This window comes from Streptomyces sp. NPDC005004, assembly GCF_053600675.1.
Window position 1 is genome coordinate 258,506 of record NZ_JBSGAH010000004.1, and the last position, 12,396, is coordinate 270,901.

10 protein-coding genes are annotated in these 12,396 nt (G+C 71.9%); 1 reads left to right on the plus strand and 9 read right to left on the minus strand.

Annotated features, from left to right (window positions below; all coding sequences use genetic code 11):
• Positions 1 to 62 precede the first annotated feature (62 nt).
• Both ACWEEU_RS07315 and ACWEEU_RS07320 read right to left on the minus strand, forming a co-directional pair.
• On the minus strand, positions 63 to 2,609 hold the full coding sequence (locus ACWEEU_RS07315) for an ATP-dependent Clp protease ATP-binding subunit (protein WP_451729507.1): 2,547 nt from the start codon (positions 2,607 to 2,609) through the stop codon (positions 63 to 65).
• Between the two features lie 140 nt (positions 2,610 to 2,749).
• Positions 2,750 to 4,498: an FUSC family protein gene (locus tag ACWEEU_RS07320; protein WP_451729510.1), complete on the minus strand. Its 1,749-nt coding sequence runs from the start codon at positions 4,496 to 4,498 to the stop codon at positions 2,750 to 2,752.
• A gap of 188 nt (positions 4,499 to 4,686) precedes the next feature.
• Between ACWEEU_RS07320 and ACWEEU_RS07325 the strand changes: the two genes are divergently transcribed.
• Positions 4,687 to 5,325: a DUF1345 domain-containing protein gene (locus ACWEEU_RS07325; protein ID WP_385751511.1), complete on the plus strand. Its 639-nt coding sequence runs from the start codon at positions 4,687 to 4,689 to the stop codon at positions 5,323 to 5,325.
• A gap of 39 nt (positions 5,326 to 5,364) precedes the next feature.
• Here ACWEEU_RS07325 and ACWEEU_RS07330 read toward each other — a convergent pair whose 3' ends face one another.
• The 7 genes from ACWEEU_RS07330 to ACWEEU_RS07360 form a co-directional block, all read right to left on the minus strand.
• Positions 5,365 to 5,820 (minus strand): molybdenum cofactor biosynthesis protein MoaE, encoded by a 456-nt coding sequence (locus ACWEEU_RS07330; RefSeq protein ID WP_385751514.1) that lies wholly within the window; start codon positions 5,818 to 5,820, stop codon positions 5,365 to 5,367.
• A gap of 58 nt (positions 5,821 to 5,878) precedes the next feature.
• Complete coding sequence (locus ACWEEU_RS07335) at positions 5,879 to 6,154, minus strand: MoaD/ThiS family protein (RefSeq protein ID WP_451729515.1); 276 nt, start codon at positions 6,152 to 6,154, stop codon at positions 5,879 to 5,881.
• 71 nt (positions 6,155 to 6,225) lie between these two features.
• Positions 6,226 to 7,473 (minus strand): molybdopterin molybdotransferase MoeA, encoded by a 1,248-nt coding sequence (locus ACWEEU_RS07340; RefSeq protein WP_451729518.1) that lies wholly within the window; start codon positions 7,471 to 7,473, stop codon positions 6,226 to 6,228.
• Complete coding sequence (locus ACWEEU_RS07345) at positions 7,470 to 7,739, minus strand: DUF6457 domain-containing protein (RefSeq protein WP_451729782.1); 270 nt, start codon at positions 7,737 to 7,739, stop codon at positions 7,470 to 7,472. Before ACWEEU_RS07345 ends, ACWEEU_RS07340 begins: the two co-directional genes overlap by 4 nt.
• Positions 7,740 to 7,873: 134 nt before the next feature.
• On the minus strand, positions 7,874 to 8,911 hold the full coding sequence (gene moaA, locus ACWEEU_RS07350; protein ID WP_451729521.1) for a GTP 3',8-cyclase MoaA: 1,038 nt from the start codon (positions 8,909 to 8,911) through the stop codon (positions 7,874 to 7,876).
• Between the two features lie 410 nt (positions 8,912 to 9,321).
• Positions 9,322 to 10,368, minus strand: coding sequence for a cytochrome d ubiquinol oxidase subunit II (gene cydB / locus ACWEEU_RS07355; RefSeq protein ID WP_385747531.1), 1,047 nt, complete (start codon positions 10,366 to 10,368; stop codon positions 9,322 to 9,324).
• A 16-nt stretch (positions 10,369 to 10,384) separates the two neighbouring features.
• Entirely contained in the window at positions 10,385 to 11,950 is a 1,566-nt protein-coding gene (locus ACWEEU_RS07360; protein WP_451729525.1) for a cytochrome ubiquinol oxidase subunit I, read from the minus strand.
• Positions 11,951 to 12,396 lie beyond the last annotated feature (446 nt).

The window sequence follows — 12,396 nt, forward strand, 5'->3', positions numbered from 1 at the left end:
AGCGGGCGAACGGACGGGGCGTACGGAAAGCCTCCGCACGCCCCTCCGACCGGTGCCGACCGCTACGTCGCGGGCGCCCCGGACTTCGCCGGCTTCTCCGGCTCCTCGGCCACCTCGGACTTCTCGGGGTGACGCACGCTCAGGTGCAGCGAGTCGCCCACCACGTCCGCCACGATCGTGTCGCCCTTGTCCACCTCACCGGAGAGCACCAGCTCCGCGATCCGGTTGTCCAGCTCGGTCTGGATCGTGCGGCGCAGCGGACGCGCGCCGAACTCCGGCTTGTAGCCGTGCGCGACGAGCAGCTTCTTCGCCGCCTCCGTGACCTCCAGACGGATGCCCTGCGCCCGGACCCGCTTGGCGCTGCGCTCCAGGAGCAGGTCGATGATGTGCCCGAGGTTCTGCTCGGACAGCGCGTGGAAGACGATCGTCTCGTCGATGCGGTTCAGGAACTCCGGCGGGAAGTGTCCCTGGAGCACCGACTCCAACTCGCCCCTGATCTCGTCCACCTTGCCCTGGTGGGCGAGGATCAACTGCGAGCCGATGTTGCTGGTGAGGATCACCACCGTGTTGCGGAAGTCCACGGTGCGGCCCTGGGAGTCGGTCAGCCGGCCGTCGTCCAGCACCTGGAGCAGCGTGTGGAAGACGTCCGGGTGCGCCTTCTCCACCTCGTCGAAGAGCACGACGCTGTACGGCTGGCGGCGCACCTTCTCGGTGAGCTGACCGGCCTCGTCGTACCCGACGTACCCGGGCGGGGAGCCGACCAGGCGGGAGACGGTGTGCTTCTCCTGGAACTCGCTCATGTCGAACCGGATCAGCCGGTCCTCGTCGCCGAAGAGCAGCTCCGCGAGCGCCTTGGCCAGCTCCGTCTTGCCGACACCGGTCGGGCCGAGGAACAGGAAGGAGCCCACGGGACGGCCGGGGTCGCCCATGCCCGCGCGGTTGCGGCGTACCGCCTGGGCGATGGCGAGGACCGCCTCGTCCTGCCCGACGACACGGTCGTGCAGCGCGTCCTCCAGCTTGAGCAGGCGCTCCTTCTCGCTCTCGGTGAGCTGCGCGACCGGGATGCCGGTCTTGCGGGAGACGATCTCCGCGATGTCGTTCTCGGTGACCGCGACGACGCCCTCGCGGCGCTCCTCGATCTGCGCCAGCTCGTTCTGCACCTCGGCGATCTCGTGCTTGAGGTCCTTGGCGCGGTCGAACGCCTCGCCGGCGACCGCCTCGTCCTTCTCGCGGTTGAGCCGGGCGAGCCGGTCCTCGCGGTCCTGGACCTCCTTGGACTTGCCGCGCGAGCGCAGCCGGACCCGGGCACCGGCCTGGTCGAGCAGGTCGATGGCCTTGTCGGGCAGGAAGCGGTCCGCGATGTAGCGGTCGGACAGCTCGGCCGCCGCGACCAGCGCCGCGTCGCTGAAGCGCACCTGGTGGTGGGCCTCGTAGGCGTCGCGCAGGCCCTCCAGGATCTGCACGGTCTCCTCGACCGAGGGCTCGGGCACCTTGACCGGCTGGAAGCGCCGCTCCAGGGCGGCGTCCTTCTCCACGTACCTGCGGTACTCGTCGAGGGTGGTCGCGCCGACGACGTGCAGCTCGCCCCGGGCGAGGGCGGGCTTGAGGATGTTGCCCGCGTCCATGGAGCCCTCGCCGCCGCCACCGGCGCCGACGACCGTGTGCAGCTCGTCGATGAAGAGGACGACCTCCTCCGACGCCTCGGTCACCTCCTTGATGACCTTCTTCAGCCGCTCCTCGAACTCGCCCCGGTACTTGGCCCCGGCCACGAGCCCGGCCACGTCCAGCTCGACGACCCGGCGGCCCTCCAGCGTGCGCGGCACGTCACCGGAGACGATCCGCTGCGCCAGGCCCTCCACGATGGCGGTCTTGCCGACACCCGGCTCACCGATCAGCACCGGGTTGTTCTTCGAGCGGCGCGAGAGGATCTCGATCGTCTGCTCGATCTCCTCGCCCCGGCCGACCACCGGGTCGAGCTTCCCGGCCTTCGCGTCGGCGGTGAGGTCACGGCCGTACTCGTCCAGGGTCGGCGTGCTGCTCGGCTCCTGCGGGGCCTCCGCGCGCGCGGCCGTACCGGCGTCGCGCGCGACCCGGTCGGTGTCCACCCCGAGGTTGCGGGCCACCGTGGTGGCCTGGTCGTTTCCCGGGTCGAGCAGTGCCTGGAGGATGTGCTCGGGGCCGATGTAGGAGGCACCGCTCGCCTGCGAGCGGGCGTGGGCGCCGATCAGCACCCGCTTGGCGGCCGGGGTGAGACCAGGCTCGGCGGACGGAGTGCCGCTGCCCGCCGGCAGCGAGGACTCCAACTCCTTGGCCAGACTGTCGGGGTCCGCCCCGGCGCGGGCCAGCAGGGAACGGGACGGCTCGACCTGGGTCGCCGCCCACAGCAGATGCTCGGTGTCCAGGTCCTCGCTGCCGTCCTCGGCGGCACGGCGCGAGGCGCGCGCTATGAGTTCACGCGCGGACTCGGTGAGCAGACGGCCCACCGGCACCCGCTGCACGGCCGGCGGCGAGGACGTGGCCGACATCCCGAAGAAACGATTCAACAGATCGGAGAAAGGATCTGACGATCCAAAAGAGCCGAAGCCCATCGGTGGCACTGACACGTTCATCAGCCTCCTCATCTCCCCGTGCGGGAAACTCCCACCTAATCACAGGGGCGTTGAGGAAGTCCCGTACTCCCGGACAATCACAACGGGCTCTCACACAACCGCCGTCGGCGGCCCGGCGGCGCTCCCGCCGGGCCGTTCCGTCAGTGGTGCAGCAGCCGCGCGAGCAGCAGATAGGCGCGCTGTTCGGCCGCGGCGAGCGCCGCCGGGTCGATCCCGGCCGACCACAGCTCACCTGCCGCCGCGTCGTCGGCGTCCCGCAGCTCCACGACGGTCACCGCGAGGCGCACCGGGACGACCGGGTGCACCGGACGTCCGGCGGCGAGTGTCCGCTCCGCCCGCCGGGTCGCGTCGGAGCAGGCGGCCAGCGCGCGCTCCACGCGCACCGCCGCCTGGTCGTGCACCACGAGCAGTGAACAGGCCAGCCCGACGACGATCCCGAGCAGACTGCCGAGCCCTCGGTCGTACACCAGCCGCTCCGGCGAGGTGGGGTCGGCCAGATCGCTCAGCAGCAGCGCCAGCGGGGTCAGGAAGACCACGCCCAGACCGTAGTTGCGCACCACCATGTACTCGAGCAGGAACTCCAGGATCACGATCACCAGGGCGAGGAGCGCGGGCGCGGGATGCCCGGCCAGCACACCGAGGGCGATCAGCAGACCGAGGGCCGTGCCCAGGGTGCGCTGGACGGCGCGCTGCATCGTGGTGCGCACGTTGACGGCGTGGAGCACGGCGGCGGCCGAGATCGCGGCCCAGTAGCCGTGCCCGAGACCGAGACCCACGGCCACCCCGCCCGCCACCAGCGTGCCGAGGAACATCCGCACCGCGGGCACGACCAGCACCGCCATCGGCGTGTGCCCGCCGGCCCGGCCGCGCACCAGCACCCAGGCTCGCCGGGCCGCCGGATCGACCGGCGTCGTGCGCTGCCAGCGGTGCCCGCGGTGCGCCGAGGTCACCGGGGTGTGCGCCGACAGGTCGGGCAGCACCGGCGGATCGCCGATCCGCCGGTCGGCCAGCAGGCCGGCCTGGGCACGCAGCAGCCCCGCCAGTTCGGCGGGGTCGTGCGGGAGCCGTACGGAGGAGTCGATCAGTATCGTCCAGGACAGGTCGGCGAGCCGCACGGTGGTCACCTCGCGGTTCACCCGGTCGCCGTCCGTCGGCGGGGCGAGACCCAGGCTGTGGTACGCCTGCAGCACGGCGGCCGTGGCCCGCTGCCGCGAGCGTCCGGTGCCGCCCCGGGCCGCGTCCATCAGCTCCGCGAGCGAGCGCAGCGCGCCCGCCACCGCCAGCCGCTCCGGCCGGTCGGGGTGCACGAACCGGCCGAGGACCGCCAGCACCCAGGCGAGCGCGGCGCCCGCCGCGGCCAGCCCGGTGCGCGGCAGCACCTCCCCGAGCGTGGTGTGGGCGTTCGCGGACACCGCGAAGGAGAACAGCAGCAGAATCGCGCCGAGCCCGCCGAGCCGGGTGGCGTCGCAGCAGTACTTCGCCACTCCCGCGACCACCGCCGTCGCCGCCACCACCGCGATGGCGCCCGTGCTGCCCTCCCAGGGACGGGCCACCGCGGCGAGCAGCGAACCAAGCCCCACGCAGGCGGTCATGGCCACCGCGACCGCGGCGAGCGCCCTGGCGCGGCGCCGGTAGGGCAGATTGCGCCCGAACGTCGTCGTGAAGGCGCCCATCATCCCGTACACGCTCAGGTCCGGGCGTCCGGCCGCGACGACGGGCAGCGCGGCGAGCGCCATGGCGAGCGCGGCGCGCAGGGCGAAGGTGAACGCGCCGTCCACCTTCTGCAGCGCGAGGGCTCCCCGCGGGGAGAGCACCCGGGCGAGAGCGGCGGCCGCTCGCCGCCGGCCGTCACCGGTCACGGCGCGCTGGGGCGGGCGGGATAGGGACATGTTCGGTGTATATCACTTGCTCCGGTCGGATTCCTGATCACTTACGAAACCCCTTCTGACCAGGGGATCGACTGATATCTCCGGCAGATCGGCCGGGGCCTCGGCCGTGCCGTCGGCCCGGTGTCCGCCGGGCCAGGAGGCGGCGGACACCGGGCCGACGGCGGCCGGGCCGACTACTGTTGTGGCGCATGAGCATCTGGCTGCCGGTGTCCGCGGTTCCCAGGCTGGCCGGCGCGGTCGGCGTCGGCGCGGCGGTCGGCGTAGCGGTCGGACTGACCACCGCCCAGGCCGCGCTGGGCATCCTCTGCGGTATCGCGGCGGCGGGCATCCTCTTCGTGGTCGCGGGCTGGATCGTGCTGTGGCCCATGGACGCCAAGGCCACCCACACCAACGCCCGGCGCGAGGACTTCCGCCCGTGCGTCGAGGAACTCGTGGTCGTGGCGGCCTCGCTGCTCGGCCTGGTCGGCATCGTGCTGCTGCTGGTCGCGGACCGCTCCGGCACCGGCCCCGCGGCGGCCGCCGTCGCCGTGTGCGGGGTGTTCATGGCCTGGGCGGCGCTGCACCTGATGTACACCGCCCGCTACGCGTACCTCTACTACGGCCCCGCCGACGGCGGCATCGACTTCAACTCCTCGCGGCCGCCCGCCTACCGGGACTTCTTCTACTTCAGCTACAACCTGGGCATGACCTACCAGGTCTCCGACACCAGCGTCTCCAGCCCGGTGATCCGCTCGGTCGTGCTGCGGCACTGTCTGCTGTCGTACCTGTTCGGCATCAGCGTGCTGGCCACCACCATCAACCTGGTCACCGGGATCGTCACGGGCTGAGCGTTCCCACGGCGGCCGGCGGGGACCGCGGCGCGCCGCTCAGCAGGCGCCGACCCACTCCCGCGTGCCGTCCACGAAGAGCTGCCGCTTCCAGATCGGCACCTCGTGCTTGAGGGTGTCGGTCAGCAGCTTGCAGGCCGCGAACGCCTCGGCACGGTGCGGGCAGGAGACGGCGGTGATCACCGCGACGTCACCGATGGACAGCAGTCCCGTACGGTGCACGGCGGCCAGGGAGAGCACGGGGAAGTCGGCGGCGACCTTCTCGGCCACCCGCCGCAGCTCCGCCTCCGCGCTCGGGTGGGCGCTGTACTCCAGCGAGGTCACGGACTTGCCGCCGTCGTGGTCGCGCACGGTGCCGACGAAGAGGGCGGTGCCGCCGGCCGCGTCGTCACCGACCGCCGCGTACACCTCGTCGAGCGAGAGCGCGGTGTCGCGCACGGCGAGCAGCCGGATGGGGGAGGCGAGGGAGGAGAGGGTCTCGGGCAGGTGAAGCATGGCGCGGTCCAGGGTCCGGGTTCCGATGGGGGAGCGGTCGTACGGGGTGAGTGCGGGATCAGCCGCCCGCGAACGGGGGCAGCACCTCTACCGTGCCGCCCTCGGGCAGCGCGATCGCCGTGTGGTCGCGGTCGCCCACCGGGGTGCCGTCGACCAGGAACGAACAGATGCCCAGCACCTGTCCGAAGCGCGGCCGGTCGGCGTGGCGGGCCCGCGCCTGCTCCAGCGCCTCGGCGAGCGTCGTGGCGCGGTAGGGCTCCTCGGCCGTACCGGCCGCGCCCTTGGCCGCGGCCCAGTAGCGGATGATCCCGGCGGGTGCCGTCTGTGTCTCCATGTCCTGTGCCTTTCCGGTGGTTGTCGTCTGGCTCGTGGGGGCGGGGGGAGGAAGGGCGAGCGGCGCTGCCGTCACCGTGCGGGCAGGTCCAGGACCTCCACGGTCGCCCCGGCGGGCGCGCCGCCGGGCGGGACGACGGCGAGACCGTCGGCCAGCGCGAGGCCGCGCAGCATGGCCGGACCGTCGTACGGCAGCGGGGCCACCTCGGCGTCCGCCCGGCGCACCGGCAGCAGCCGGGTGTCGCGCGGGTGCCCGGGCAGCTCCCCGCCCGTGACCGACAGGCGTGGCTCCGGGTCGGCGTGGCCGCCGAGGGCGCGCAGCAGCGGGACGGCGAGTGTGAGCGTCCCGGCGACGGCGGCCAGCGGGTTGCCCGGCAGGCCGACCAGGCGGCGGGCGCGGCCGTCCTCGGCGGGCGGCAGCTCGGCGAGCAGCATGGGGTGCCCCGGCCGGACGGCCACCGAGTCGACCAGCAGCCGGGCCTCCAGCATCTCCAGCGTGTCGTGCAGGAAGTCCACGGGTCCGGCCGCCGTGCTGCCGGTGGTGATCACGACGTCGGCGGGGGAGCGGCGCACGGCCTCGTAGAGCATCCCGAGCCGGTCGGAGATCCGGTGCTGCCCGATCAGTTCGGCGCCCAGGCCGCGCAGCCACGAGGGCAGCATCGGACCGAGCGCGTCGCGGACCCGGCCGCCCCGGGGCACGCCGGAGCGCAGCAGTTCGTCGCCGAGCACGAGGAGTTCCACGCTCGGCCGGCGGTGCACGCAGAGCCGGTCGTACCCGGCGGCGGCCGCGAGGCCGAGCACCGCCGGGGTCACCGTGGTGCCGGAGGGAAGCAACGCCTCGCCGCTGCGGCACTCCTGACCGCGCGGCCGCACGTCCCGGCCGTCGGCCACCGGGCCGCCCGGGGTGCGGTCGTGGAGCAGACCGTCCCGCTCGCCGGTCTCCCCGTGCTCGCGGCGCAGTACGGCACGGGCGCCGGGGGGCAGCGGGGCGCCGGTGGCGATGGGCACGGCGGTGTCCGGTGCGAGCGGGCCGGGCTGCTCACCGGCCAGCACCCTGCGCCCTGCCGGCTGCCAGGGACCGGTGCCGGAGACCGCCCAGCCGTCCATCGCCGAGGTGGCGAACGACGGCAGGTCGGTGAGCGCGGTCAACGGCTCGGCCAGCGCGTGGCCGAGCGCGTCGTCCAGAGTGCGCGGCACGGCGGGCAGCGCGTGCCCCGCCGTGCGCGCGATCGACCGGGCGCGCTCCCAGGTGGGAGCGGCGCCCCGGCCGTGTGCGTGCGGGGCGGTCGCCCGGCCGCCGCTCAGCGGTGCGTCGTTCACGGGGTCGCCGGACCGTTCTCGCCTTCGGCCTCGTGCTCGGCGATCCAGCGTTCGGCCAGCGCGGTCACGCGGCGGTTGGCCTCGGCGACCGCCTCCGCGCCGCCGCCCTGGAGGGCCGCCGCGTAGCCGACCAGGAACGAGGTGATCGGCGCCGCCGGGCGGGCCACCCCGTGGGCGACGACCTTCGTCATGTCGAGCAGCTCACCGACGTTGACATCGAGGTCGATGCCCAGGTCGGTCTTGGCCCCGGCGATCCATTCGTGCATCCGGTTCACTTCGGTCGTCCTCGCGTTTCGTGTCCGTCGTCTTCGGGTCGGTCGTCTTCGTGGCGGTCGTGCGTCGTGGTGTCCGCCGTGCGTCTTCGTCGTGGCGTCCCGGGCCTCCCCGGGCCCGGCGCTCGTCAGCCGCCGATGGCGGACATCGGGCGGTCCGGCTGTCGGAAGTCGGCGCTGTTGATGGTGTGTCCGGGCCCCTTGCCCGCGATGCAGGAGCGCCACGCCGCCTCCAGGGCGTCGTCGTCGGAGCCGTCGCGCAGCAGGCTCCGCAGGTCCGACTCCTTCGTCGCGAACAGGCAGTTGCGCAACTGACCGTCGGCGGTCAGCCGCACCCGGTCGCAGTTGCCGCAGAACGGGCGGGTGACGCTCGCGATGACGCCGACCACGGAGTCCGTGCCCGCGATCCGCCACTCCTCGGCGGGGGCGTTGTCCTCCCTGGGGACCGGCACCAGCTCGAAGCGCTCCCCGACACGTTCCAGGATCTCGGCGGCGGGCACCATCTTCTCCCGTTCCCAGGCGCCCTGCGCGTCCAGCGGCATGGACTCGATGAACCGCATCCGGTAGCCGTTCTCCACGGCGAAGGCGGTCAGGTCCGCGATCTCGTCGTCGTTGACCCCGCGCACCGGCACCGCGTTGACCTTGACCGGCGCGAGCCCCGCGGACTTCGCGGCCGCGAGACCGGCCAGCACGTCGGAGAGACGGTCGCGCCGGGTGATGGCGGCGAAGCGCTCCGGACGCAGGGTGTCCAGACTGACGTTGACCCGCCGCAGCCCCGCCTCGCGCAGCGCCTCGGCACAGCGGGCCAGACCGATGCCGTTGGTGGTGATGGACAGCTCCGGCGCCGGGTCGAGCGCCGCGAGCCGGGCGACCAGGGCCGGCAGACCGCGCCGTACCAGCGGCTCGCCGCCGGTCAGCCGGACCTCCCTGATGCCGAGCCGCCCGGTCGCGATCGCCACCAGGCGCACGATCTCGTCGTCGCTCAGCAGCTCGTTCTTCGGCAGCCAGTCGAGCCCCTCGGCGGGCATGCAGTACGTGCACCGCAGATTGCAGCGGTCCGTCAGGGAGAGCCGCAGGTCGGTGTGGACCCGGCCGAAACGGTCCGTCAGCGGCCGCGCGACGGTCCCGGTGGTGCCGCTCGGCTGATCGGTGTGCGGTCGGGACACGGTCCTGCCTTCTTCCTCTGCTGCCCGGAGGCTGTCGTACGGTGCGAGATCTTCCCCTGCCGGAGGGCGATCCCCGGTTCGTATGGTGCGTGATCCGGGCCGGTGACGGCTCGTCGGCGCCCATGCCGGCGGGGCCGCCGTGCCGGGCGGCCGGCCCGCCGGCCGCCCCGCCGCACCGTGCCCCGGCTCCCCGGCCGACCGCTCTTCGGCCGGGAGTCCGCGGGTGTGGGCACGGCGCGGCCGGAGCGGCGCGCGCCCACGGGTCCGGGACACTTCCCGATGATCATCTCGGGTGGTGCCCCGGCCCGTGGACATCGCCACGCCGTCGCCTGCCTCCCCGCGCGCCGCGTACGGGACGCGGGCGCGGGTGAGGCGGCGCAGGGCGCGGGACGTCATCACGCGGTGGGTGTTCACCGGGCGACGGTGTACCGGGCGCGGGGGTCGCCGTGGCCGTGGGAGTGCGACACAGGGATGTGCTGCACACCGATGCGCTTGCGGAACACCCAGTACGTCCAGCCCTGGTAGAGCAGGATCAGCGGGGTGGCGAACACCGCGACCCAGGTGATGATCCCCAGGGTGTACGGACCCGCGGCCGCGTTGGTCTCGGTCAGGCTCCAGGCCGGGTTGAGGCTGGAGGGCATGACCTGCGGGAACAGCGCCAGGAAGAGCACCGCGCTGGAGGCGGCGACGCCCACGCCGGAGCTGATGAACGCCCGGCCCTCGCGCTGCCCGAAGTTGAAGCCGAGCGAGAGCAGCACGGCCAGGACGGCGACCGCCTCGGCGATCACGCTGCCCAGGTTGCCGGTCAGGAACTGGGTCCAGGTGAGGAAGGCGAGCAGCAGCACGACGGTCAGGATGCCGAGCTTCTGGGCCAGATGACGGGCCCGGGGCCGGATGGAGCCGACCGTCTTCAGCGAGGCGAACACCGCGCCGTGGAAGGTGAACAGCACGGTCGTGGTCACACCGCCGAGCAGCGAGTACGGCCGGATCAGCTCGGTGATGCCGCCGTGGTACTCGTGGTCGGCCGTGATCGGCAGGCCGTGGACCATCGCCGCGAAGAGCAGGCCCCACAGGAAGGACAGGATCAGGGAGGTGCCGAAGATGATCGCCTCCCAGTTGCGCTTCCAGACGGCGCCGTCGCGCTTGACGCGGTACTCGAAGGCCACGCCGCGCAGGATCAGGCACAGCAGGATCACGAACATCGGCAGGTAGAAGCCGCTGAACATGGTGGCGTACCAGTCGGGGAAGGCCGCGAAGGTCGCGCCGGCCGCGGTGACCAGCCACACCTCGTTGCCGTCCCAGACGGGACCGATGGTGTTGATCAGGACGCGGCGCTCGGTCTCACCGCGGGCAAGGACCCGGGTGAGGATGCCGATGCCGAAGTCGAAGCCCTCGAGGAAGAAGTAACCCGTCCACAGAAAGGCGATGACGAAGAACCAGAGGTCATGGAGATGCACGGTCCGGGACTCTTTCTCAGTAGGCGAAGGCCATGGGCTTGTCGGCGTCCTGGTCGGCGCCCTCGAGCGTCGACCCGCCGCCGAGCCGCACGTCCCGCAGCGGTGGCCGCTCGGTGGTGACGGGTCCCGCGCCGGCGTACTTGACCAGCAGCTTCAACTCGACCACGGCCAGCGCGATGTAGAGCAGGCTGAAGCCGATGAGCGTGATGAGCTGCTCGGTCAGCGAGACGTTGGGCGAGACCGCGTCGACGGTGCGCAGCAGGCCGGTGACGGCCCACGGCTGACGGCCCATCGCGGTGAAGATCCAGCCGAAGGAGTTGGCGATCACCGGGAAGGCGAGCGTCGCGATGGCGGCACGCCAGGCCAGACCGGTCATGACGGGTCCCAGTTCGCGCTTCCTGGTCAGCATCAGCCGCGGCACGTCGAAGGAACCGGTGCGGAACTCGGGGGCCACCCAGAACCTGCGCCGGGTGAGCCAGAGTCCGGCCGTGCCGAGGGCGAAGGACGTCATACCGAAGATGATCATCGCCCGGAAGCCCCAGTACGTCATGGGGATGTTGGGCAGGTACTGGTCGGGGCTGCCGCCGTACTCGGCGGCCTCCGCCCTGGCCGTGTCGTTGATGCCGGGGACCGCCGAGTGGAAGTCCTTGTGCGCGAGGAAGGACAGCAGGCCCGGGACCTCGACGCTGACGCTGTTGCGGTGGTTGGCGACGTCCGGCACGGAGAACGCGGAGAACGGGGCCGGGGACTCCTTGTCCCACAGGGCCTCGGCGGAGGCCATCTTCATCGGCTGCTGCTCGAACATGACCTCGCCGAGCTTGTCACCGGTGATCGCGGTGCCCAGACCGAAGATGACGGCGAGCGTCAGACCGAGCCGCAGCGAGGTGCGCATGGCCGCGACCTTCTTGAGGTCGTTGGGCCGGCCGCGGCGCTGGCGGCGGGCCGCCTTCCACAGGTGGATGGCGGAGATGCCCATGACGAAGGCGGCGCCGGTCAGGAACGCGGCGGTCAGGGTGTGCGCGACGACGACGAGGTTGAGCTTCTGGAAGAGCACCGCGCCGATGTCGGTCAGATGCGCCTTGCCGGCCGCCTTGTCGAGGCGGTAGCCGACCGGGTTCTGCATGAAGGAGTTGGCGGCGAGGATGAAGTACGTCGACAGGATCGTGCCGATCGAGACCATCCAGATGCACGCGCAGTGGATCTTCTTGGGGAGCTTGTCCCAGCCGAAGATCCACAGTCCGATGAAGGTGGACTCGAAGAAGAACGCCAGCAGCGCTTCCAGGGCGAGCGGCGCGCCGAAGACGTCGCCGACGAAGCGGGAGTAGGCGGACCAGTTCATGCCGAACTGGAACTCCTGCACCAGCCCGGTGACGACGCCCATGGCTATGTTGATCAGGAAGAGCTTGCCCCAGAACTTGGTGGCGTGGAAGTACTTGGTCTTCCCGGTGCGCACATACGCCGTCTCCAGTCCCGCTGTGATCGCCACCAGGCTGATGGTGAGGGGCACGAACAGGTAGTGGTAGACGGTGGTCATCCCGAACTGCCATCGCGCGATGGTGTCCGGGGCCAATGCCAGGTCCACGGCAGGTCTCTCCTCAACTCCCCGGTGTGGCTCGCGAAGCCGGGCCCGACCACCGGTGGAGGGTGAATGTGAATGTTTGGGTTATGTCGCCCATGTCGCCCGAATGGGACGCACGTCATGTCTTCCCGGGCGGCCGCCGGTCCGGTCGTCGATTTCCGTCCGGGGCGACAATTCTTCGATTACTGCTCGCCCGTCAGCGTCGGCCAATTTCCCCGACAAGTCAAAGAGGGGTGATTGATCGGATGATCGGCGACGCTTATCTCTGTTGCGAAAAGCCGGTCGAGAGGGTCACAGGTGCCATGTTTCAGCTGGTCAGAAGCGTGCATCGGGTGTCGGGACGAGTGCTCGTGGTCCCCCCGGAAAGGCGGACGTGTGTAGAGTGACCGCTCGTCTGAATCGCCGTTCACCGGGGATGAGTGGACGATAAGTGGCGCCTATGAGGTGAT